Below are 22,751 nucleotides of genomic sequence, written 5' to 3'. Positions count from 1 at the left end.
TCGAATCGGGGCACTCTGGCCGAAGCCGATTAACGCACTCTTAAACCTTGATGCCCACGCCCGCCGTCGCGACGGTTGAACACAGGTTTCCCACACAATGAATTCGCGCTCCAAGCTCGCTCTCAAGAAGTCTGCTCTCAAGAAGCCCGCTTCCAGCAAGTCCGCTCCCCGCAAGCCGAGCACCAGGAAATCCGCCGCCAAAGCAAAGTCCTCCAGGCCTTCACCGATAAAGTCTCCGCCTGCAAAGCCTGCAAGCAAGACCGGCAAGCTTCCGGAGTGGAACCTGGCCGATCTCTATTCGGGGATCGAGGCGCCGGAAGTGGCGCGCGACCTCGACAAGATGGATGCCGATTGCGTCGCGTTCGAGACGGACTACAAGGGCAAGCTCGCGACAGGGACAGCAAACGAAGATGGCGGAAAATGGCTCGCTGAAGCCGTGCGACGCTATGAGGCGATCGACGACCTCGCCGGCCGTCTCGGCTCCTATGCCGGCCTGGTCCACGCCGGCGACAGCGTGGACCCTGCGATTTCAAAGTTTTACGGCGACGTGTCCGAGCGCCTGACGGCGGCGTCGACACATCTTCTGTTCTTCGCGCTCGAGCTCAATCGGATCGATGACGACATTTTGAACCGCGCGATGCAGACACCGGAGCTGGCACACTATCGCCCCTGGATCGAGGATTTGCGCAAGGAGAAGCCGTATCAGCTCGACGATAAGCTCGAGCAGCTCTTCCTGGAGAAGGCGCAGACCAGCTATTCCGCCTTCAACAGGCTGTTCGACCAGACCATCTCGGGCCTGCGCTTCAAGGTGGGCGCAAAAGAGCTCGCGATCGAGCCGACGCTCAATCTGTTGCAGGACCGAGACGGCGCAAAGCGCAAGGCCGCCGCCGAAGCCCTGGCGAAGACCTTCAAGGCCAATGAGCGCACTTTTGCGCTGATCACCAACACGCTCGCGAAGGACAAGGACATTTCCGACCGCTGGCGCGGCTTTCAGGATGTTGCGGATTCCCGGCACCTCAACAACCGCGTCGAGCGCGAGGTGGTGGATGCGCTGGTCGCCTCGGTGCGCGCGGCCTATCCAAAATTATCGCATCGCTACTACGCACTGAAGGCGAAGTGGTTCGGCAAGAAGCGGCTCGCTTATTGGGACCGTAACGCGCCGCTGCCCTTTGCCGCGACCGATGTCATCGGCTGGCCCGATGCGCGGAACATGGTGTTGACGGCCTATCGCGGCTTCTCACCCAAGATGGCCGACATTGCGGAGCGCTTCTTCACCGATCGCTGGATCGACGCGCCGGTGCGTCCGGGCAAGGCGCCCGGCGCGTTCTCGCATCCGACCACGCCGTCGGCGCACCCTTACGTGCTGATGAACTACCAGGGCAAGCCGCGCGACGTGATGACGCTCGCGCACGAGCTCGGCCATGGCGTGCATCAGGTGCTCGCCGCGAAGAACGGCGCGCTGATGGCGCCGACGCCGCTGACGCTGGCGGAGACCGCGAGCGTGTTCGGCGAGATGCTGACCTTCCGGCGGCTGCTGGCGCAGACCAAGAGCGCAAAACAGCGCCAGGCGCTGCTCGCCGGCAAGGTCGAGGACATGATCAATACCGTGGTGCGGCAGATCGCGTTCTATTCGTTCGAACGCGCGGTTCATACCGAGCGCAAGAACGGCGAGCTCACCGCGACGCGGCTCGGCGAGATCTGGCTGTCGGTGCAGGGCGAGAGCCTGGGGCCTGCGATCGAGATCAAGGCGGGCTATGAGAATTACTGGATGTACATTCCGCACTTCATCCACTCGCCGTTCTACGTCTACGCCTACGCCTTCGGCGATTGCCTCGTGAACTCGCTCTATGCGGTCTACGAGAATGCGGCCGAGGGCTTCGCCGAACGCTATCTCGACATGCTCGCCGCCGGCGGGACCAAGCATTATTCCGAGCTGCTGCGGCCGTTCGGGCTGGATGCCAAGGACCCGAAGTTCTGGGATGGCGGGCTCAGCGTCATCGCCGGCATGATCGACGAGCTGGAGAAGATGGCCTGAGTGGCTGGCTTCTCACGGGGCGTAAAACGTCTGTTGAACCAAGACTCCAGCAATGTTATACACCCGTATAACCGCTGGAGGTTAGCCATGAAGATCGAGATCAAGAAGATCGGCAATTCGGACGGGTTGTTGCTGCCCCGCGAGCTTATGCAGCGGCTCGATCTCAAACGCGGGCAGCAATTGCATGTCGTGGAATTGCCCGGTGGGGGTTTTCAATTGCTGCCTTACGACCCCGACTTCGAGCGGACGATGGAAATCGCCGATGAGGTGATGGATAAGTATCGCGATACGCTCGCCGCGCTGGCAAAATAGCGGCCGGCGCATGAGTGATCCTCAGGAGCCATTCTGGGTCACCTACGAGCAGGCTGTCGCAATTCATAGCCGACAGCTCCGGCGCTTCGGTGGCGCGCCCGGATTGCGCGACGAGGGCATGCTGCGTTCGGCGCTGGAGCGTCCGATCAACAAATGGCGCTATGAACAGGCGCCAATGGAAGAACTCGCTGCAGCATACGCGTTCGGCCTCGCGAAGAACCATGCATTTGCCGATGGAAACAAGCGCATCGCCTTCATGGCGATGATGGTCTTCCTTCACAAGAACGGCGTCGCCTTCAGTCCCGCTCCCGCGGAAGCGACAACGATGATTCTCTCGCTCGCCGCCGGCGAAGTCAGCGAGCAGAGCCTGGCGCGCTGGATCCGCGACAATTGGAATTCCAAATGACCTCATTTGCGGGAAAACCGCGCCCGCGTGCCGTTGCCCTGCCCGAAAGTTTGCGGTATCCCAGCCAAGAATTCGACTTTCGACTGGGGACAATCCATGGCTGACCATAGCGAAGTGGCGTACACCACCGCCGACGGCAACGACTACGTTGCGCACGAGCAGACCTACGAGGGCTTCATCAAGCTGGTGAAGTACGGCACGGCCTCGGTCGCGCTCATCGTGATCCTGATGGCGATCTTCCTCACCTGATCGATCGGCAGCTGCACACGCCAGCGGCAGCAGCTGCCCAGAAAATTTGCATACAAACCGGTCCCAGAACCGGTATCGAACGCCGCGGGAGTAACGCTTTAGTTTGCGCGCGCGCTGTCCTGCGCCGCCGGAGGCCTCATGAAGATTGCCGTTGCCAAGGAAATCGATCCGTCCGAGCCGCGGGTCGCCGCTTCGCCTGATACGGTGAAGAAATTCAAGGCGCTGGGCGCCGAGATCGCCGTCGAGCCGGGCGCCGGCCTCAAGTCGGGCCTGCCGGATTCCGAATTCACCGCCGTGGGCGCCACCATCAGCACTGATGCGCTTGTTGACGCCGACATCATCATCAAGGTGAAGCGCCCCGAGGCGTCGGAGCTCTCGCAATACAAGCGCGGCGCGCTCGTCATCGCCATCATGGATCCCTATGGCAACGAGGCGGCGCTGAAGGCGATGGCCGATGCCGGCGTCTCCGCCTTCGCGATGGAATTGATGCCGCGCATCACCCGTGCGCAGGTGATGGACGTGCTGTCCTCGCAAGCCAATCTTGCCGGCTATCGTGCCGTGATCGAGGGCGCCGAGGCCTTCGGCCGCGCCTTCCCGATGATGATGACGGCGGCCGGCACTATACCCGCGGCCAAGGTGTTCGTGATGGGCGTCGGCGTTGCCGGTCTCCAGGCGATCGCGACGGCGCGCCGTCTCGGCGCCGTCGTGACCGCCACCGACGTGCGTCCCGCCACCAAGGAGCAAGTGGAATCGCTCGGTGCGAAATTCCTTGCCGTCGAGGACGAGGAGTTCAAGAACGCGCAGACCGCCGGCGGCTACGCCAAGGAAATGTCGAAAGAGTACCAGGCCAAGCAGGCCGCGCTCACGGCCGAGCACATCAAGAAGCAGGACATCGTGATCACGACCGCGCTGATTCCGGGCCGACCGGCGCCGAAGCTCGTCAGTGCCGAGATGGTCAAGTCGATGAAGCCGGGCTCGGTGCTGGTCGATCTCGCCGTCGAGCGCGGCGGCAATGTCGAGGGCGCCAGGGCCGGCGAGGTCGTTGACCTCGATGGCATCAAGATCGTCGGCTACACCAACGTCGCCGGCCGCGTCGCGGCCTCTGCCTCCAGCCTCTACGCACGCAATCTGTTCTCCTTCATCGAGACCATGGTCGACAAGACAGAGAAGAAGCTCGCCGTCAACTGGGACGATGAACTCGTCAAGGCCACTGCGCTCACGAAAGACGGCGCCGTCATCCACCCGAACTTCCAGCCGAAGGTTTAAGGAGAGTCGCCATGGAGCATGCTGCACAGGTCGTCGACCCCTTCATCTTCCGGCTGTCGATCTTCGTTCTCGCCGTCTTCGTCGGCTATTTCGTGGTGTGGTCGGTGACGCCGGCGCTGCACACCCCGCTGATGAGCGTGACCAACGCGATCTCGTCGGTGATCGTGGTCGGTGCGCTGCTCGCGGTCGGCGTCGGCATGATCTCGAGCGGCTCGGGCTGGGCGCGCGGCTTCGGCTTCGTCGCGCTCATCTTTGCCTGCGTGAACATCTTTGGCGGCTTCCTTGTCACGCAGCGCATGCTCGCGATGTACAAGAAGAAGTCGAAGTAAGCGGCCACCTCGGGCTGAAGGGACAGATGGGGACCTGAGATGAACGCCAATCTCTCTGCATTCTTGTATCTCGTGGCGGGGGTGCTGTTCATCCTGTCGCTGCGCGGGCTGTCGAGCCCGGCGACGTCGCGCCAGGGCAATTTGTTCGGCATGATCGGCATGGGCATCGCGGTTGCGACCACCCTCGCCAGCCATCCGCCAGCGGACGGCGTCGCCTGGATCCTCGTGATCCTCGGTATCGCCATCGGTGGCGCGATCGGCGCCGTGATCGCCCGCCGCGTGCCGATGACCTCGATGCCGGAACTGGTCGCCGCCTTCCACTCGCTGGTCGGCATGGCCGCGGTGCTGGTCGCCGCCGGCGCGTTCTACGCGCCCGAGGCCTTCGACATCGGCACTCCCGGCAACATCCATCCGCAGAGCCTGGTCGAGATGTCGCTCGGCGTCGCCATCGGCGCGCTGACCTTCACCGGTTCGGTGATCGCCTTCCTGAAGCTCTCCGCACGCATGAGCGGCGCGCCAATTATCCTGCCGTTCCGCCACGTCATCAACATCGCGCTCGCCGTGGCGCTGGTGTTCTTTATCGTCGGCCTCGTGCTGACCGGCAGCGCGCTCGACTTCTGGCTGATCGTCATCCTCGCCCTGGTGCTCGGCGTGCTCATGATCATCCCGATCGGCGGCGCCGACATGCCGGTCGTGATCTCGATGCTGAACTCCTACTCCGGCTGGGCCGCTGCCGGCATCGGTTTCACGCTCGGCAATTCCGCGCTGATCATCACCGGCGCGCTGGTCGGCTCCTCGGGCGCGATCCTGTCCTACATCATGTGCCACGCGATGAATCGGTCCTTCATCTCGGTCATCCTCGGCGGCTTCGGCGGCGAGACCGCTGCGGCCGGCGGCGGTACGGGCGAGCAGAAGCCCGCCAAGCTCGGCTCGGCCGACGATGCGGCCTTCATCATGAAGAACGCCTCCAAGGTCATCATCGTGCCCGGCTACGGCATGGCGGTGGCGCAGGCCCAGCACGCGCTGCGCGAGATGGCCGACATCCTGAAGAAGGAAGGTGTCGAGGTGAAATATGCCATTCACCCGGTCGCCGGCCGCATGCCCGGCCACATGAACGTGCTGCTCGCCGAAGCCAACGTGCCCTATGATGAGGTGTTCGAGCTCGAGGACATCAACTCCGAATTCGCGCAGGCCGACATCGCCTTCGTGATCGGCGCGAACGACGTCACCAACCCGGCCGCCGAAGAGGACAAGACCTCACCAATCTACGGCATGCCCGTGCTCCAGGTCTGGAAGGCCGGCACCGTGATGTTCATCAAGCGCTCGCTCGCCTCCGGCTATGCCGGTATCGACAATCCGCTGTTCTACCGCGACAACACCATGATGCTGCTCGGCGACGCCAAGAAGGTCACCGAGAACATCGTCAAGGCGATGTAGCGCGGAAGCAAACGGACCGTGGCCATCACAAAGGAATGGCACCGGTCCTATCGCATGGCTCCCAAAGCGACGCGCGCGCAGCGCGCAGCCGGCAAGCCGCCCGTAAGGCGGCGTGCCGCTGCCGCGATGTTCCGGCCAGCCTCCGGCCCCATGTCATGAAATTGCTGCGGAGCCGTCGCAAGCCGTGAGCCGAAAGGCCGGCCGCGTATCATGACCATCGTCAAGTGGATCGCCATCCTGCTCGCGGCCGTCTATTGCGCCGGTCTCCTCGTGCTGTATGTCCGCCAGCGCGAGATGATGTTTCCGATCCCGCCCGCCGGTCGCACCGCACCCGATGCTGCGGGCCTTCCCGAGGCGGAAGAGCATGTCCTGACCACGTCGGACGGCGAGAAGGTCATCGTCTGGCACGTGCCGGCGAAGCGTGGCCGTCGCGTGATCCTGTATTTTCCGGGCAATGGCGATTTTCTCGCCGGTCGCGTCAGCCGCTTCAGGGCGATGACGGCCGACGGCACCGGCCTCGTCGCGCTATCCTATCGCGGCTATGCCGGCTCCAGCGGTGCGCCGAGTGAGGAGGGTTTGCTGCGCGATGCCGCAGCTGCCTACGATTTCACGTCGGGGCGCTATGCCGCGGAACGGATCGTCGCCTGGGGCTTTTCGCTCGGCACCGGCGTGGCCGTCGCGCTCGCATCCGAGCATCCGATCGGCAAGCTGATCCTGGAGGCGCCCTATACCTCGGCGGTCGATATCGCCGCATCAGCGTTCCGGTTCGTGCCGGTGCGCCTCCTGATGCGCGACCCGTTTCGCTCCGACGAGCGGATCGCGCGCGTCACGGTGCCGCTGCTGATCATGCATGGCACCAATGACCTTGTCATTTCGATCGTATTCGGAGAGCGTCTGTTTGCGCTCGCCCGCGGACCCAAGCAGTTCGTTCGCTTCGCGGGCGGCGGACACGACAATCTCGATGCTTTCGGTGCGATCGAAACGGCAAGGCGCTTCATTGAATCCTAAGCAGTTCGTTACGTGGCCCTGGCGCCTGGCCTTCGCCGCGATCCTCGCGTTATCGCCGCAACACGCATGGGCAGCGACCGGGCTCGATGGTGCTGCCATGCGCTGGCCCTATGCGCTGCCCTTTGCCGGCCTGTTGCTGTCGATCGCATTGGGTCCGCTGCTGTTTCCAAAAATCTGGCATCATCACTACGGCAAGATCGCCGCGGCCTGGTCGCTGCTGGCACTCGCCGCGCTCGTCATCTTTGCCGGGAGCATGGCAACGCTGGCGGCGCTCGTTCACGCCATGCTCGCCGAATATCTCGGCTTCATCGTGCTGCTGTTCTCGCTCTATGTCGTGGCCGGCGGCATCCTCATCACCGGCGACATCAAGGCCACGCCGGCGACCAATTTCGGCATCCTCGCGCTCGGCACATTGGGGGCGAGCATTGTCGGCACCACGGGGGCCGCGATGATCCTGATACGTCCCTTGATCCGCGCCAACCGGCTGCGGCGCCACAATACCCATGTCGTCATCTTCTTCGTCATCCTGGTTGCCAATGTCGGCGGCGCGCTGAGCCCGCTCGGCGATCCCCCGCTGTTCGTCGGTTTCCTGCATGGCGTCGATTTCTTCTGGACCACGCGTACCATCTGGTTGCAGACCGCAATCGTGGCCGGACTGCTGCTCGCTATCTTCGTCGCCATCGATGTCTGGCGCTTCCGCAGCGAGTCGCCGCCCGGCGACACAGGCTGCGGGGAGCCGCTGCGCATCCGCGGCCTTGTCAATTTGGTGCTGATCGCTGCCATCGTCGCGAGCCTGCTGGCATCGGCGATGTGGAAGTCCGGCATTGCCTTCGACATTCTCGGCACCAAGCTGCAATTGGAGGACGTCGTCCGCAATTTGGTGCTGCTGGCCATTGCGGCCTTGTCGGTTTGGCTGACGCCGGACGAGCACAGACTGGCCAACGGCTTCACCTGGGAGCCGATCCGCGAGGTCGCGAAACTGTTCGCCGGCATCTTCGTCGCGATCATTCCCGTCATTGCCATGCTCAATGCGGGCCATCACGGTGCCTTCGCCTGGCTGTTGTCGGCGGTGACGGCGCCGGACGGTGCGCCGCGCGAAGTCGCCTATTTCTGGTTCACCGGCCTGATGTCGGCGTTCCTCGACAATGCGCCGACCTATCTGTTGTTCTTCGAACTCGCCGGCGGCGACCCGCAAGTGCTGATGCATGAACTCTCGGGGACGCTCGCCTCGATCTCCATGGGCGCGGTCTACATGGGTGCGCTCACCTACATCGGCAATGCGCCGAACTTCATGGTGAGCAGCATTGCCAGCGAGAACGGCATCGAGATGCCGAGCTTCTTCGGCTATATGTTGCGCGCCGGCGCCGTGCTCATTCCGCTGTTCCTGCTGCTGACGCTGCTGCCGATCGCGCCGATCCTGCACTGGCATTGAATCTCACGCCTGATTTGCTACTGCTCATGGCAGCAAATGGAAGCGGTGGATGAGCGCACATAACCCGATGCCCCGGTCGGCCTGGATCTTCCCGGCGCTGGCCGTGCTGTTGTTCGCGGCTGTTAGCGCGACGAACTACGTGTTCACGCTGTCGCTCGGCGGGCTCGTCTTCGCCATTGTCCTTTTGATCATCCTGTTCGGCACCGTATTTGCCGCGGTTCATCATGCCGAAGTGATCGCTGAGCGGGTCGGCGAACCCTATGGCACGCTCGTGCTGACGCTCTCGGTGACCATCATCGAAGTGGCGCTGATCACCACGATCATGCTGGGCGACAAGCCCGCCCCGGCGCTCGCGCGCGACACCGTGTTCGCCGTGGTCATGATCGTCTGCAATGGCCTCGTCGGGCTCTGCATCTTCATCGGCGGCCTGCGTTATCGCGAGCAGGGTTTCCAGCTCTCCGGGGCCAACGTCTATCTCAGCGTCTTGTTTGCGCTTGCCACCATCACGCTGATCATGCCGAACTACACCACCACCACGCCCGGACCGGTCTATTCGGCGGTTCAGCTCGGTTTCGTCGACGTGGTCACGCTCGCGCTTTATGCGGTGTTTCTCTACACGCAGACCGTCCTGCACAAGGATTACTTCGTTCATGAACGGGCGCAGGGCGAGGGCGGGGAGGTGCACCTGTCAAGTGGGGCGCTCGCACTCACCGTGGCGCTGCTCTTGGTCTCACTTCTGGCGGTCGTGCTGCTCGCCAAGAAATTCTCGCTGGTGGTCGATGCCGTGGGCGCCAGGATCGGCGCGCCGCCGGCCTTCGCCGGTCTCCTGGTCGCGCTCCTGATCCTGCTGCCCGAGGGCGTCGCGGCCATCGCGGCTGCCCGCAAGAACGACCTCCAGAAGAGCATTAACCTCGCGCTCGGATCGTCACTCGCGACCATCGGGCTGACCATCCCGGCCGTCGGCGTCGCCACCTACGCGCTCGATAAGGAGCTCGAACTCGGCCTCAACGCCCAGGGCAGCGTGCTCTTGCTCCTGACCTTCTTCTTGAGCATGCTGACCTTCGGCACCGGGAGGACCAATGTCCTGTTCGGCCTGGTCCACATGGTGGTATTTGCCATCTACGTGTTCATGGTCTTCGTGCCCTGAAGCGCGACATGGAGAGTTCCCGATGCTTGCCGCCCAGTCCGAGGTTCAGGTCGACAACGCGCAGGTTCGCGTGACCGAGTGGCGACTTGGGCCGGGGAGCGCCACCGGGCATCACACGCACGGAATGGACTACGTGATTGTACCCGTGGTGGCGGGGGAGATGACCATCGTGGCGCCCAGCGGCGAGAGATCCAAGGCGCAGCTTGCGGCCGGGAAATCCTATTTCCGCAAGGCTGGCGTCCAGCATGACGTACTTAACGAAACCTCAACCGAGATCGTGTTCCTTGAAGTCGAGCTAAAACCGTAGGTTGGCGTTGCCGATTGCCATCGATCCGTCGCAGTTGATCCCTCACAATGCCCCAAAGTTCCCGCATCAGGTCGCGCGGGGAGTGGCCGAGAAATGCTGAAATACCTCGCTAAAATCTCGATGGATATTTTCCCCTCGGTGCTCGCGACGATCATCGGGGCTTACATCGTTAATCACTATATCAATGCCAAGCCCGCACCCGATACTCCTGCGGCCGTAGCGGTGCCTGCCCAGGCTGGCAGTGAGGGCAAGCCGGCAGACACCACCAGCCTTCCCGGGGCCGGCGTCAAGGCCAAGGGTGTCTCCGACAAGAGTGTCTCTGAGAAGAGTGTCTCCGAGAAGAGCGTTTCCGAGAAGAATGCTGCGGACAAGTCGGCGGCCGAGAAGCCTGCCGATCATCAACCTGCTGCCGAGACCAAGGCCGCAGACGTTGCTCCCGCCGAGACCAGCCCGCGCGGCCGCACCGCCGCGCGCGAAAAGGCGGCTGCCAAGTCTGCTCCGGCTGCTGCGGTTCCCGCCACCGCCCCGGTGGTGGAGGCCAATTCGGCGCCGGCTGCGGCTTCCCCGGCCGCGGCCCCCGACGCCAACGATCTCGTGCGTGCCGCGATCGAGCGTCTGCGCAAGTCGCCTGAGGGCAAGGCCGCTGAGGCCAAATCAATCGAGAGCAAGTCTTCCGAGACCAAGTCTTCCGAGACCAAGCCGGCTGAAAGGCCGGCGGAGCCTGCGGTACGGGAAGCCGCCCGTACCCCGGAGGCGCCGCGTGTGATCACCGCGGAGCCGTCCACGGTGCGTCCGCTGCCGCCGCCGATTACTGTGTCGACGCCGTCACCCGAGGCCTATGGTAATAGCGGCTCGTCGCCGCTCAACCCGCCTTACACAGCCTCGGTCGGAAATGACGACCCGAATCGGATCACGCCGCCGGCTGACATTCCCGTGCCGGTGATCGCACCGCCGCTCGATCTGCGCGCCGACGCCGCGGCGACCACGACCATGCGGCGGCCGAAGACCAATGTCGCCGATGAGATGCTGTCAGGCGTGAAGTCGATGTTCCACGCCGTTCTGCCAAAACCCGCCACCCCCGATTAGGACGGCATCTGAGCCGCGCTGTCAGCCGCCGACCCGGGCGAGGCCGCTGCGGGCGGCATCGTCGCGTGGGCGAAGCGAGACCGCCTTGGTGTAGGACGCCGCTGCCTTGGCCCTGTCGCCCAGCCGCTCATAGGCCTGTCCGCGGGTGGTCCAGACCTGGGCGTTGTGCGGATCGGACTCGGAGGCCTCGTCCAGATCGGCTGCGGCTTCCTTGATCTTGCCGAGCGCGAGATAGCTGGTGGCGCGGCCGAGCAGTGGCTCGACCTTCTGCGGGTTGAGCCCGCTCGCAGCGCTGAAATCGGCGATTGCGAAATCGTGCTGGTTATTGCCCTGATAGATCAAGGCACGGCCATAGAGCGCCTGTGCGTTGTAGGGATCGAGCCCGACCGCGCGATTGAATTCGTCGAGCGCAGCTGCGGCCTCACCTGACTTCGCCAGGGATTGGGCCTTTGCCGTGTGGGCCTGAGCTTCGCTGACGTTGCCGGCGCTGACCGCGCTTTCGGCGGTCGCGATCGCCTTCGGCGCCTCCTGAGGCTTCTCCTTCTCCGGCATCAGCGATCCCAGATCGAAAGAGCAGCTGCACAGCGCAATCCCCATCAAAGCCAACACGAACGGTTGCTGCCAGATCTGGCGTAGCCGCGCCAAGCTGCGCTCGGGGAAAGGGGAGGCCATCTACGGTTCGCTCGCGCTAGAGCATGGTCCGAAAAAATGTGAAGCGGTTTCTGTCTCGCGACAAACGCGGAAATGCGTTTGCGCGGAGATCATGCTCAAACAACAAACCAAAGCGCGATGACGTTCAAATCCAATCTCATCGCGCTTTGGTGCCGCATCGGTGGCGCCCCTGTCCCAGAATAGGCACCGCTCAAAACAATAACGCGGGCCAGGGGCCCGCGTTATCGAAAACTGAAGTCTTGCAAGATCCGGTAGATCAGCGCGGTCCGCGCGGACCTGCACCCGGGCCGCCACGACCGCCACGATCACCGCCGGGACCTGCGCCGAACACCGGCTTCGGCTTCATCGGCAGCAGGCCTTCGCGCTGCAGCTTCTTGCGGGCCAGCTTGCGTGCGCGGCGCACGGCTTCGGCCTTTTCGCGGGCCTTCTTCTCGGACGGCTTCTCGTAATGACCGCGGAGCTTCATCTCGCGGAAAATTCCCTCGCGCTGCATCTTCTTCTTCAGCGCCTTGAGGGCTTGATCGACATTGTTATCGCGGACGAGAACCTGCACGCGGCATCCTCTTCAGGTGGATCGGATTTGAATTCTGGTAAGAATTAAGGGGATGGCAAAACGCGCAAGCCCTTAACCTTGAGCGCGCGGATGTATCAGACAAAACTGCGGATGTCCACCGGCCATGCGGGGTTTCGGGCCAATTTCGGCCATTAAATGCGGCGAAAATACCTCTGTGCGGCCCCGATTTGGGCGATTTGACGCCCATGGCGGGGTCGTTTCCGGAGCTTTGTTCCGGAAACTTGAAATCAGGGGACGACACATGGACATGAAAAAATACGCCGCCGAAGCCATCGGCACTTTCTGGCTCACATTCGCAGGCTGCGGCAGCGCCGTCATTGCCGCCGGCTTTCCCCAGGTCGGCATTGGACTGGTCGGTGTGTCCCTGGCGTTCGGGCTGAGCGTCGTCACAATGGCCTATGCGATCGGCCACATCTCGGGTTGCCACCTCAATCCGGCCGTCACGGTCGGCCTCGCCGCAGGTGGCCGTTTTCCGGCCGGCCAGATCCTGCCCTATGTGATCGCACAGGTGGCGGGCGCCATCGTTGCCGCGTGGCTGCTCTACGTCATCGCGAGCGGGGCGCCCGGATTTGACGTCGCCAAGGGCTTCGCGTCGAACGGCTATGACGCGCATTCGCCCGGCCAGTATAGCATGATCGTGTGCTTCCTCACCGAGGTGGTGATGACCATGATGTTCCTGTTCATCATCATGGGCGCCACCCATGGCCGTGCGCCCGCGGGCTTCGCGCCGCTCGCGATCGGGCTCGCGCTGGTGATGATCCATCTCGTCAGTATCCCCGTCACCAACACCTCGGTGAACCCGGCGCGCAGCACCGGCCCCGCGCTGTTCGTCGGCGGATGGGCGCTGTCGCAGCTCTGGCTGTTCTGGGTCGCGCCATTGATCGGCGGCGCGTTAGGCGGGGTGATCTACCGCTGGCTCAGCGAGGAGCCGACAGGCGTCGTCGCCGGCGCAAAGACGGCGTGATCGCAAGGGGATCGCAGCGATTGCTGCGGTCCTCTCATTTGGCTTTTGTCGGCGTGACTTCGGTGACATGTCCCATCTTGCGGCCGGGGCGCGGCGCGCCCTTGCCATAGATGTGCACCGTGGCGCCAGGGACGGTCAGCCACTTGTCGTAGTCATTGATCTCGTCGCCAATCAGATTGGTCATGGTGACGCATTCGCCGTGGCGCACGGGCTTGCCGAGGGGCCAGCCGGCGATGGCGCGGATGTGCTGCTCGAATTGCGACACGGACGCGCCGTCCAGCGTCCAGTGTCCGGAATTGTGCACGCGCGGAGCGATCTCGTTGACCAGCACCTTCGGTCCGGTGCCATTGGTGAGCACGAACATCTCGACGGCGAGCACGCCGACATAGTCGAGCGCGCTGGCGATCTTGCTGGCGATGCTGCGCGCTTCTTCGGCGAGCGAGTCCGCGATCGGTGCGGGCGCGCGCGATATCTTGAGAATGTGGTCGCGGTGCTCGTTCTCGGTGACGTCGAAGCACTCGACCTGACCCGTCGCCGCGCGGGCGGCGATCACGGAAATCTCGCGCTCGTAGGGCACGAATGCCTCCAGGATCGCCGATTTGGTGGCGAGACTGGTCCACACCTTGGCGATATCGTCGCCCTCGCGGATGATGGCTTGGCCCTTGCCGTCATAACCGAAGCGGCGGGTTTTAAGCACGGCTGGAAGGCCGATCCTGACGATCGCCTCGCGCAACGAAGCCACCGAGGTGACGTCGGCGTAAGCGGCGGTGCCGATGCTGAGCCGGGTGACAAAATCCTTCTCGGCCAGTCGGTCCTGGGTGGTCTCGAGGATCTTGCGGTTGGGCAGCACCGGGCGGCGCGCATCCAGCACCATCGCGGCGGCCGCCGGCACGTTCTCGAATTCGTAGGTGATGACGTCGACGTCGTTTGCGAACAGCTCGAGCGCCTCGACATCGGCGTATTCGGCGCAGGTCGCATTGAGGACAACGTCGAAGGCCGGCGAATCCGGATCGGGCGAGAATACCTGGCAGCGCAGCCCGAGCCGCGCCGCAGCCATCGCCAGCATCCTGCCCAATTGTCCGCCGCCGAGGATTCCGATGGTGTCGCCCGGCTTCAGCGTCACCTGCTTTGCGTCAGTCACGCCTTGTCCTCCGGGCGCTCGGCAACTGCCTCGGTCTGCGCCTTGCGCCAGGCGGCAAGCCGACCGGACAGGGCGGGGTCGGACAGCGCCAGCACGGAAGCTGCCAGCAGCGCGGCGTTGATCGCACCGGCCTTGCCGATGGCCAGGGTGCCCACCGGGATACCCGCGGGCATCTGAACGATCGAATACAGCGAATCGAGGCCTTTGAGCGTCTTCGATTCGACGGGCACGCCGAACACCGGCAGCTCCGTCAGCGCCGCCGCCATGCCGGGCAGATGCGCGGCGCCGCCAGCGCCGGCGATGATGACCTTGTATCCCGCCGCCTTGGCGCCTTTGGCGAAGGCAAACAGGCGATCGGGCGTGCGATGGGCCGAAACGATGCGGGTGTCGGCGGCGACGCCGAGCGCGGCAAGCGTGTCGGCGGCATGCCGCATCGTGTCCCAATCCGACTGGCTTCCCATGATGATGGCGATCGGCGCGGTCATGACGTCAATTGTGCCCGGAAAACAGAAAGATAGGCCAGATTAAAGGTTCCGGCCGGCGGCTCGCAAGGCGGTGGCAAGGAGAAGGGAATGCACTATCCTGTCTTGGTGAATCCCCGCAAGCCTTCATTGAGCAGGATGCCCATGAAGAAACCAAAAAGGGCGAGTGCTGCGAAGGCCGAAAAGGGCCGGAAGACCAGCGCCAGCCGTTCCAAAGCCGCTGCCAAGCCTCCGGCCAGGCCGTCGCGGCGCCGAACGCAGGCCAATGGCGCCACGGAGAGCATCAAGGCGACCATCCGCGGCTTGCGGAGCAAGCTCAAGGCGGCGGAGCGGCGGGTCGCGGAGCTCGAAGCGGCCGCTGACACCGATTTCCTGCTCGAGATTCCGAACCGGCGCGGCTTCGAGCGCGAGCTCAACCGCGCCATCGCCTACATGAAGCGCTACCGCGCCAGCGGCGCGCTGATCGTGCTCGACGTCGATCGGCTGAAGCCGATCAACGATTCCTTCGGACACGCGGCCGGCGACGAAGTGCTCAAGGCGATTGCCGCGACGCTGACGCGGCAGGTCCGCGCCTCGGACGTGGTCGGCCGCCTTGGCGGCGACGAGTTCGCGCTGCTGCTGTGGAATCTCAGCGAGACCGACGCCAAAGCGAAGGCCGCCTCGTTCGAGCAGGCGATCGACGAACTGTCCTTCACCTTTCGGGGCCAGCATGTGGCTGCGGGCGCCTCCGCCGGCGTCGCGTTGCTGGGGGCGCAGTCCGACGCAGGCCGCGCCCTCGAGGAAGCCGACGCCGCCATGTATGTGCGCAAGGCGTGCCGGCGGCACGAGCCGCGGACCAGGCTGGCCGGGAGCTAATTCTAAAGCGCGGCGAGATCTTGCGGCACATTGCCGAAATGCGCAGCAATGTGGCGTCGCCGAATTCGCCGGTCATGGGATCGCCGCTGCGGCTAAACGCGATCGCGCCGATGTGACCAGCGCCGCGCGATAGGATTTCGGCGCGCCGCAAGGCGGCCGTCGAGCTCTGGCACTCCTCTGCGGCGCCCGCGACGAGCGATCCGTCAGCATCGATCAGGAAGGGCATTGCAACGTAGTAGGTTACATCCGACATGGCGTTGCTCCGATGTTGAACTCAGGCGGCGCTGCTCTTGCTTCGCATCTTGCCGGGCGAGATCTCCGGAACGCACCCGGCGGAAATCGCCGCCTGCAATTCCTCCAGCTCGGCTTCCAGATATTCATTGGCCATGATCAGCGCCTTGATGGTGCTGCGCAGATTGCCGTCGCACATCGCGATCGCCTGATCGCAGGCTTGTTCATAATGGCTGTTGTCGAGAAGGGCGGTTGCCGACATCTGCGTTGTCCTTGGCGTTTCCTGGGGCGTTGGAAGTCAGAATGTTCCTATTTTGTTCTCTTTGAGTCAAGCGGATTCACGCACCCGCAAGCCGCCGCAAGGCCGCCTTGCGGATCAGGCGATGATGTCGGGCGTGATCTGGTCTTCGATGAAGGCGATGCGGTCGCGCAACAACAGCTTGCGCTTCTTCAACCGTTGTAAACGCAACAGGTCGGGGGCGGGCGACTGATGCAGTGCATCGATCGCCGCATCGAGGTCTCGGTGTTCCTGCTGCAACCGGGTGAGCTCGGCTTCGAGCTCACGCTCGTCTTCATTGGTCATGTCTGCGGTGGCCGAAAACCGATAGCCGTGAGATCTGGGCTGTGGATGCCCTGTGGAAATTATCGTCCTTGCGCGTCGTGACCGCAAGCGATCTGCGGCCGTCGCCCGCCGATCTCCCGTCACATATTTCTGCGGGTCGCCCCGGCGCTGTGCAAGCGCATTGATATCATGGATTTTTCCTGCGTGGTTCCCTTACTCACGCTTCGTTACATATGAATTTTCAAAAATGACGGCGCAACCACGGATACCCATCGACAGAACGAATCGGTGATGTAGACTTCCCTCGTCCGGATCGAATCCTGAGGTTCAACCCTACCGAGGAGGTTTCGAATGACAATTCAGGCACATCTTGTTGAATTGGAACGGAAGCACAAACTTCTCGAAAACGAATTGCACGAAGCTCTCGTGCACCTTTCAACAGACGACCTGCAAATTGTTGAGTTGAAGCGCCGGAAGTTGATGGTCAAGGACCAGATCGAGCGTCTGAAGCAAGGCGACACGCTCCACTAGTGACCCCCGCAACAGCGTAGAGTTGATCGTACTCCTTAGGCAGGGATGAGCGCCTTTGCGCTCATCCCTGCTGCAAGGAGCGCGCGTCGTGCAAATTGTGCGGCGTCAGCCTTTTGCTTCGACGCATTTTCTTGACGCAAACCGGTATCCGCTTTGCTCGAAACGCTCTAGATGTCCGCGAGCTCAGCGACGTGATCTGCGATTGCGAGCGACGACGTCAGTCCCGGCGATTCGATGCCGAACAGGTTGATCAAGCCTGCCACGCCGTGATCGCGCGGGCCCTGCATCAGAAAATCCTGCGTCGCCACCGCCGGCGGCACGATCTTCGGGCGAATGCCTGAATAGCTCGGCATCAACGCCCCGTCGGGCAGCGTCGGCCAGTATTTGCGGATCGCGGGATAGAAGCGCTCGGCGCGTGCCGGATCGACCTCGTAATTGATGGTCTCGATCCATTCGACGTCGGGGCCGAAGCGGGCCTGCCCCGCCATGTCCAGCGTCAGGTGCACCCCCAACCCGCCAGGCTCGGGCACCGGGTAGATCAGGCGCGAGAACGGCGCCCTGGCACTGCAGCTGAAGTAATTTCCCTTGGCGAGATAGGCCGGCGGAATCCGGTCCAGGGGCATGCCGTCGATATTACGCGCCACATTCGTCGCCGAGAGCCCCGCGGCGTTGACGAGAAGGCTGCATTGCAGCGTCATCGGCGCCTCACCGCCGGCCTCGATCTCGATGCCGTCGGCGGCAGCCTTGGCACGGACCAGCGGCGTGTGGAACGCGAAGGCCGCGCCGGCCTCCTCGGCTTCGCCGCGTAGCGAGAGCATGTAGGCGTGACTGTCGATGATGCCGGTCGACGGCGACAGCAGCGCGGCGTCGCAGGCGAGCGCCGGCTCCAGCGCGCGTGCGGCTTCGCCCGAAAGCAGTTGCATGTCGAGCACGCCGTTGGCTTCGGCATGCGCCTTGATCGATTGCAGCTTCTCGGTCTCTTTTGCGTTGGTGGCGACGATCAGCTTGCCACAATTCTTGTGCGGGATACCGCGCTCGGCGCAGTAGCGGTACAGCGCCTGCTTGCCGCCGACGCACATGCGCGCCATCCAGCTCCCGGCGCGGTAGTAGATGCCGGCATGGATCACCTCGCTGTTGCGCGAGGAGGTGACGGTGCCGATGGCCTCGGCTTCCTCGAGCACGACGACCTCGCGCCCGGTCTGAGCGAGCCTTCGAGCCACCGCGAGGCCGATGACGCCGGCTCCGATGACGACGCAATCGACCCTATCCATGGTCGTGCAGGACGTCAGTTGGAAAGGCCGGTGGCAGTGGGGCTTGAAGCGACGGCGCGCGGCCGTTTTCCATTAAGGAAGCATTTATCATGTCAGGGCAATTGCCGTGTTTCGCGTCACATTTTTCCGTTGCGCGTACAGGCGTTTACCCGATCCAAACCCGCGAAGCCAGACAATCCGGCGTTGAAATCGCGGGTGGCGGATGGCTGAGAAAAACTGGCACGTGGGCAGTGCGCTTCCGATTGCTGTGCAGGCTGTCGTGTGCCTGGCCGGCGCGGTCGGCCCTGCGCGCGCCTTTGCGCTGTCGGACAGCTTCACCGCTCCGGGCGATCTCGCCAAGCTCGATCCCAACGTGATCTGGGAAGGCCTGATCGCGAGCATCGTCGTCTGCTCGTTCCTCGCCGCGATCGCGCTATGGATCCATTCCTCGCTGCGGCGGACCAGGCGTTCGCAGATGCGGCGCAATGCCTTCGTCTCCTCGGCAATGAACAATCTCAACCAGGGCGTGGTGATGACGGATGCGCAGCGGCGCGTCATCTTCTGCAACGACCGCTATCTCGAGATCTATGGCCTGACGCGGTCGGATATCCGGGCCAACATGAACGGCTCCGAACTCCTCGAGCTGCGACGCAAGCGCGGGGTGCTCGGCGGCGCCTCCGTTGACGAGTTCTACGAGAAGGCGGCAAGCAGCAACGGTTTGATCACCGAACTGCCGGGTGGACGGGCCATCCTGGTGAAATTTTACGTGCTGCCGAACGGCGGCTCGGTGGCGACGCATCTCGACGTCAGCGAACAGCGCCGGCTTTCACAACAGCTCGCCTCCACCAAGCAGTTCCTGGAAACCGTGCTGGACAATGTGCCGGCCTGTGTTGCCGCGAAGAGCATCGAGGACGGCCGCTACATCTTCGCGAACACCGCCTATGAGCGCTTCTGGGGCTTCTCGCGGGATCACGTGGTCGGCAAGAATGCGCGTGAATTGTTTTCGCCCGCCTCGGCGGCCACGATCGAGGCGACCGACCAGGCCGCGCTCAACTCGCCGGACGGGCAATTCCGCAACGACTTCGAGGTCGAGCGAGGCGGGGAGCAGCGCATGGTCGCCTCGATCCGGATCGCGGTCCGCAATGAAAGCAACAGGCCCGGATTCCTGCTGCTGGTATTCGAGGACATCACCGACCGCCGCTCGCTGTCGCAGGAACTGGAGAGCACCAAGAAGTTCCTCGAGCTCGTGGTCGACAACATCCCGGTGGCGCTGATCGTCGAGCAAGTCAAGGACGGCCGCTATTTGCTCGCCAACCGCAGCGCCGAGACGATTCTCAACCGCAGGCGCGAGGAAGCCACGGGCCTGACTGCCGCGGATATCTTCAATCCCAAGGAAGCCAAGCTGATCATCGCGCGCGACGAGGCCGCAATCAAGAAGCGCGGGATGATCACCGAAGAGCATCCGATCTCCACCAAGGACGGCTTGCGCCTGTTCCTAACACGCCGCGCCACCGTGTTGAGCGATGCCGGCGAGCCGCAATATCTGATCAAGACCCATGAGGACGTCACCGATCGCCGGCAGACCGAGTCGCGCATGGCGCACATGGCCTATCACGACGGCCTCACCGATCTGCCGAACCGCGCCGCCTTCCTCCAGGCGCTGACCCAGATGATCGAGGCCTGCCAAGGCACGGTCGAGGAGTTTGCCGTCCTGTGCGTGGACCTCGACGGCCTCAAGGAGGTCAACGATGTCTTCGGCCATGCGCTCGGCGACAAGCTCCTGATCGAGGTGGCCCAGCGGCTCCAGGACTCCGCGCGCGGCGGCGTGGTGGCGCGTCTGTCGGGCGACGAATTTGGTCTCATCATCGACGGCAAGCAGCCGGACGCCGGAATGGCGCTGGCGCAGCAGATCGGCGAAGCCGTCGCCCGGGAATTCCAGATCGATGGCCGGCCGGTTCGCGCCGGTATCACCACTGGCATGTCGGTCTTCCCGCACAATGGCGCCGACGGCGCCTCGCTGCTTGCCAATGCCGGCGCGGCGCTGTTCCGCGCCAAGCAGAAGTCGCGCGGCACGATCAGCCTCTACCAGCCGGAGATGGACCAGCAGATCCGCGATCGCCGCGTGCTGCACCAGGACCTGTCGATGGCGATCAAGAATGGCGAGCTCTCGCTCGCCTTCCAGCCGCAGGGCGCCGCCGGCGACAGCGTCGCCGAGAGCGAGATCATCGGCTTCGAGGCATTGGCGCGCTGGCAGCATCCGGTGCGTGGTCAGGTCTCGCCGGCCGAATTCATCCCGATCGCGGAAGAGAGCGGCCTGATCGTCGAAATGGGCGAGTGGATCCTGCGCGAGGCCTGCCGTGAGGCGGCGTCCTGGCCAAAACCGCTCCAGGTCGCCGTCAATCTGTCGCCGGCGCAGTTCATGCACGGTGACGTGGTTGGCCTCGTCCATTCGATCCTGATCGAGACCGGCCTTGCACCCGGCCGGCTCGAGCTGGAGATCACCGAGGGCGTGCTGATCGAGGACTTTGATCGAGGCCTTGCGTTGCTGCGCCGGCTGAAGGCGCTCGGCGTGCGCATCTCCATGGACGATTTCGGCAGCGGCTATTCCTCCCTGAGCTATCTCCAGGCGTTCCCGTTCGACAAGATCAAGATCGACCGCGCCTTCATCATCAATCTTGGCCGCAACCCGCAATCGGCGGCAATCGTGCGCGCCGTGATCGATCTCGGCCACGGCCTCGAAATGTCGATCATCGCCGAGGGCGTCGAGACCACCGACCAGCTCGCCTTCCTTGCCAAGGAGGGGTGCGACGGCGTGCAGGGCTATCTGCTCGGCAAGCCGCTGCCGATCGGGAAATATGCCGGCCTCGTCGGCCGCGCTGAGGTCATGGAGCTTGCGCTCAAGACCGGCTAATGATGATGGGGCGCTTCGCTCCTTCTCGTCGGCTCATGGCGGATTACGACCTTGCGATCATCGGCGGCGGCCTGAACGGTGTCAGCCTCGCGCGCGATGCGGCTGGCCGCGGTCTGCGGGTCGTCCTGTTCGAGCAGGGCGATCTCGGCGCCGGGGCGTCGTCGGCGACGCCGCGGCTGATCCATGGCGATCTGTCGGTTCTGGAACGGCGCGGCTTCTGGCGGGTGCGCCGGGCGCTGATGGAGCGGCGGACTTGGCTCAGGATCGCGCCGCATCTGGTCCGGCCGATGCAGTTCGTCATTCCCGCCCATTCGCACGAACGTCCGCCATGGCTGCTGCGCGCCGGCCTATTCCTTTATGACAGCCTCTCCAGCCGGAGCGGACTGCCCGTCGCGACAACCCTCGACATCACGCATCATCCGGTGGGCAACGCGCTGAAGCGTCCGTTCGGCACGGCGTTCGAATATTCGGATTGCGTCGTCGATGATTCCCGCCTGGTGGTGGTCACGGCGCTCGATGCCGCCGAGCGTGGCGCGGTGATCCGGACCGGCGCGCGTTGCGTCCGCGCCGATCGAACCGACACCTGGCGGCTTGCGGTGGTCGATCGGGGCCACCGCCGCACGATCACGGCCCGGGCGCTGGCCAACGCGACCGGGGCCTGGACGTCCATGGTGGCGGAGACTGTGCTGCGGCAGCCGTTGCTCACCATGGCCGCCGTGCAGATGAGCCAGATCATCGTGCCGCGGCTGTTCGAATCCGATCACGTCTACGTCTTGCAGAACAACGATGGACGGCTGATCTTTGCCCGGCCCTTCGAGCGCGACTTCACCCTGATCGGCACGGTCACGCGTGAGTTCACCGGCGATCCCGCGATCGTGGCGATGCCTGGGGCCGATGTCAGCTATCTCTGCGAGGCGGTCAGCCGCTATTTCCGCGAGCGCGTTACCCCGTCGGACGTGGTCCGGGCGGTCTCCGGCGTCAACCTGACGCTGGCGTCCGCACGCGGATGTGATGGCACGACGCTGTTCCACGCGAGCAGGCGGAAGGCGCCGTTGATCACGATGTTCGGCGGCGACATTACGACGTCGCGCCTGCGCGCGGAGAGGGCGGTGACGAAGTTGGCGCGGTTCTATCCGATGTCGCCGCGCTGGACCGCCGGCGCAGCGCTGCCCGGTGGGGATTTTGCCTGGAATCGTTTTGATACCGAGGTCGATCTCGCGCGCGACCGCTGGCGCTTTCTTTCGGAGCCGCAGGCCCAGCGGCTGGTTGCCGCCTACGGCTCGCGGTTAGCGGCGGTGCTCGGCGAGGCCAAGAGCCGTGAAGAGCTCGGCCCCGCCTTCGGTCCCGAGCTGACCGCGGCCGAGGTGCGCTATCTCATGACCCACGAATGGGCGCGCTTCCCAGAGGACATCCTGTGGCGCCGTTCCAAGCTTGGGCTGACCATGTCCGCGGCGGATCGCGACGCGCTGGCCGCGTTCATGGCGGGTGTGAACGATTCATACCGAACCGGTTGAGCTAGGCACGATCGGCCGCTAGCGTGCGGCGGAATCGGGGTTGGCAGGGA

General features: G+C 64.0%; 24 protein-coding genes and 1 pseudogene. 17 read left to right on the top strand and 8 right to left on the bottom strand.

Annotated features, from left to right (window positions below):
• Positions 1–97 precede the first annotated feature (97 nt).
• The 12 genes from IVA87_RS12780 to IVA87_RS12725 all read left to right on the top strand — a co-directional run bounded on the left by IVA87_RS12780 (position 98) and on the right by IVA87_RS12725 (position 11,014).
• A complete protein-coding gene (locus IVA87_RS12780) occupies positions 98–2,035 on the top strand; it encodes a M3 family oligoendopeptidase (protein ID WP_247301564.1) in 1,938 nt (645 codons plus the stop codon).
• A gap of 87 nt (positions 2,036–2,122) precedes the next feature.
• Positions 2,123–2,347, top strand: coding sequence for an AbrB family transcriptional regulator (locus IVA87_RS12775; RefSeq protein ID WP_124162834.1), 225 nt, complete (start codon positions 2,123–2,125; stop codon positions 2,345–2,347).
• Positions 2,348–2,357: 10 nt separating this feature from the next.
• The gene (locus IVA87_RS12770) at positions 2,358–2,753 is read left to right on the top strand and encodes a type II toxin-antitoxin system death-on-curing family toxin (RefSeq protein WP_247301566.1); all 396 of its coding nucleotides are present in this window, start codon (positions 2,358–2,360) and stop codon (positions 2,751–2,753) included.
• A 96-nt stretch (positions 2,754–2,849) separates the two neighbouring features.
• Positions 2,850–3,002, top strand: coding sequence for an aa3-type cytochrome c oxidase subunit IV (locus IVA87_RS12765; protein ID WP_008136857.1), 153 nt, complete (start codon positions 2,850–2,852; stop codon positions 3,000–3,002).
• Positions 3,003–3,140: 138 nt separating this feature from the next.
• Positions 3,141–4,268, top strand: a complete 1,128-nt coding sequence (locus IVA87_RS12760; protein ID WP_247301568.1) for a Re/Si-specific NAD(P)(+) transhydrogenase subunit alpha — start codon at positions 3,141–3,143, stop codon at positions 4,266–4,268.
• Between the two features lie 11 nt (positions 4,269–4,279).
• On the top strand, positions 4,280–4,597 hold the full coding sequence (locus IVA87_RS12755) for a proton-translocating transhydrogenase family protein (protein WP_235543528.1): 318 nt from the start codon (positions 4,280–4,282) through the stop codon (positions 4,595–4,597).
• A 39-nt stretch (positions 4,598–4,636) separates the two neighbouring features.
• Complete coding sequence (locus IVA87_RS12750; RefSeq protein ID WP_247280178.1) at positions 4,637–6,034, top strand: NAD(P)(+) transhydrogenase (Re/Si-specific) subunit beta; 1,398 nt, start codon at positions 4,637–4,639, stop codon at positions 6,032–6,034.
• Positions 6,035–6,244: 210 nt separating this feature from the next.
• Positions 6,245–7,042: an alpha/beta hydrolase gene (locus IVA87_RS12745; RefSeq protein WP_247301569.1), complete on the top strand. Its 798-nt coding sequence runs from the start codon at positions 6,245–6,247 to the stop codon at positions 7,040–7,042.
• Between the two features lie 97 nt (positions 7,043–7,139).
• The gene (locus IVA87_RS12740; protein WP_247301571.1) at positions 7,140–8,474 is read left to right on the top strand and encodes a sodium:proton antiporter; all 1,335 of its coding nucleotides are present in this window, start codon (positions 7,140–7,142) and stop codon (positions 8,472–8,474) included.
• A gap of 49 nt (positions 8,475–8,523) precedes the next feature.
• Positions 8,524–9,621, top strand: coding sequence for an ionic transporter y4hA (locus IVA87_RS12735; protein ID WP_247333752.1), 1,098 nt, complete (start codon positions 8,524–8,526; stop codon positions 9,619–9,621).
• A 22-nt stretch (positions 9,622–9,643) separates the two neighbouring features.
• Positions 9,644–9,928, top strand: a complete 285-nt coding sequence (locus IVA87_RS12730; RefSeq protein ID WP_247301575.1) for a cupin domain-containing protein — start codon at positions 9,644–9,646, stop codon at positions 9,926–9,928.
• A gap of 93 nt (positions 9,929–10,021) precedes the next feature.
• Positions 10,022–11,014, top strand: coding sequence for a hypothetical protein (locus IVA87_RS12725; RefSeq protein WP_247301576.1), 993 nt, complete (start codon positions 10,022–10,024; stop codon positions 11,012–11,014).
• Positions 11,015–11,035: 21 nt separating this feature from the next.
• On the opposite strand, the gene IVA87_RS12720 is transcribed toward IVA87_RS12725, so the two are convergent.
• A complete protein-coding gene (locus IVA87_RS12720) occupies positions 11,036–11,686 on the bottom strand; it encodes a tetratricopeptide repeat protein (RefSeq protein WP_247301578.1) in 651 nt (216 codons plus the stop codon).
• Positions 11,687–11,942: 256 nt separating this feature from the next.
• Entirely contained in the window at positions 11,943–12,239 is a 297-nt protein-coding gene (rpsU, locus tag IVA87_RS12715; protein ID WP_008546194.1) for a 30S ribosomal protein S21, read from the bottom strand.
• Positions 12,240–12,501: 262 nt separating this feature from the next.
• Between rpsU and aqpZ the strand changes: the two genes are divergently transcribed.
• A complete protein-coding gene (aqpZ, locus tag IVA87_RS12710) occupies positions 12,502–13,224 on the top strand; it encodes an aquaporin Z (protein ID WP_247301579.1) in 723 nt (240 codons plus the stop codon).
• A gap of 34 nt (positions 13,225–13,258) precedes the next feature.
• Here the strand turns inward: aqpZ and IVA87_RS12705 are convergent, their stop codons facing one another.
• Together IVA87_RS12705 and purE are read right to left on the bottom strand one after the other, a co-directional pair.
• Positions 13,259–14,365: a 5-(carboxyamino)imidazole ribonucleotide synthase gene (locus IVA87_RS12705; RefSeq protein WP_247301580.1), complete on the bottom strand. Its 1,107-nt coding sequence runs from the start codon at positions 14,363–14,365 to the stop codon at positions 13,259–13,261.
• A complete protein-coding gene (gene purE / locus IVA87_RS12700) occupies positions 14,362–14,850 on the bottom strand; it encodes a 5-(carboxyamino)imidazole ribonucleotide mutase (protein ID WP_247280168.1) in 489 nt (162 codons plus the stop codon). Before purE ends, IVA87_RS12705 begins: the two co-directional genes overlap by 4 nt.
• Positions 14,851–14,991: 141 nt before the next feature.
• Here purE and IVA87_RS12695 point away from each other — a divergent pair, with 141 nt between their 5' ends.
• A complete protein-coding gene (locus IVA87_RS12695; RefSeq protein ID WP_247280167.1) occupies positions 14,992–15,702 on the top strand; it encodes a GGDEF domain-containing protein in 711 nt (236 codons plus the stop codon).
• A 2-nt stretch (positions 15,703–15,704) separates the two neighbouring features.
• On the opposite strand, the pseudogene IVA87_RS12690 reads toward IVA87_RS12695, so the two are convergent.
• From IVA87_RS12690 to IVA87_RS12680, 3 genes and pseudogenes are all read right to left on the bottom strand, one after another.
• Positions 15,705–15,955: pseudogene (locus IVA87_RS12690) on the bottom strand (hypothetical protein).
• A 21-nt stretch (positions 15,956–15,976) separates the two neighbouring features.
• Positions 15,977–16,195, bottom strand: a complete 219-nt coding sequence (locus tag IVA87_RS12685; protein ID WP_247280165.1) for a hypothetical protein — start codon at positions 16,193–16,195, stop codon at positions 15,977–15,979.
• A 114-nt stretch (positions 16,196–16,309) separates the two neighbouring features.
• The gene (locus IVA87_RS12680) at positions 16,310–16,516 is read right to left on the bottom strand and encodes a DUF465 domain-containing protein (RefSeq protein ID WP_008546179.1); all 207 of its coding nucleotides are present in this window, start codon (positions 16,514–16,516) and stop codon (positions 16,310–16,312) included.
• Positions 16,517–16,846: 330 nt separating this feature from the next.
• Here IVA87_RS12680 and IVA87_RS12675 point away from each other — a divergent pair, with 330 nt between their 5' ends.
• Positions 16,847–17,026, top strand: coding sequence for a DUF465 domain-containing protein (locus IVA87_RS12675; protein ID WP_025034152.1), 180 nt, complete (start codon positions 16,847–16,849; stop codon positions 17,024–17,026).
• A gap of 167 nt (positions 17,027–17,193) precedes the next feature.
• Here IVA87_RS12675 and IVA87_RS12670 read toward each other — a convergent pair whose 3' ends face one another.
• On the bottom strand, positions 17,194–18,297 hold the full coding sequence (locus IVA87_RS12670) for an NAD(P)/FAD-dependent oxidoreductase (RefSeq protein ID WP_247301581.1): 1,104 nt from the start codon (positions 18,295–18,297) through the stop codon (positions 17,194–17,196).
• A 202-nt stretch (positions 18,298–18,499) separates the two neighbouring features.
• Here IVA87_RS12670 and IVA87_RS12665 point away from each other — a divergent pair, with 202 nt between their 5' ends.
• Together IVA87_RS12665 and IVA87_RS12660 are read left to right on the top strand one after the other, a co-directional pair.
• Positions 18,500–21,187, top strand: coding sequence for an EAL domain-containing protein (locus IVA87_RS12665; RefSeq protein WP_247301582.1), 2,688 nt, complete (start codon positions 18,500–18,502; stop codon positions 21,185–21,187).
• Between the two features lie 35 nt (positions 21,188–21,222).
• Positions 21,223–22,701: a glycerol-3-phosphate dehydrogenase gene (locus IVA87_RS12660; protein ID WP_247333751.1), complete on the top strand. Its 1,479-nt coding sequence runs from the start codon at positions 21,223–21,225 to the stop codon at positions 22,699–22,701.
• The last annotated feature ends 50 nt before the right edge of the window (positions 22,702–22,751 follow it).

The sequence above is a fragment of the Bradyrhizobium sp. 147 genome, from assembly GCF_023073935.1.
Taxonomy (GTDB): domain Bacteria; phylum Pseudomonadota; class Alphaproteobacteria; order Rhizobiales; family Xanthobacteraceae; genus Bradyrhizobium.
Note: the sequence above shows the minus strand (reverse complement) of the source record. Positions and strands in the feature narration are given on the sequence as shown.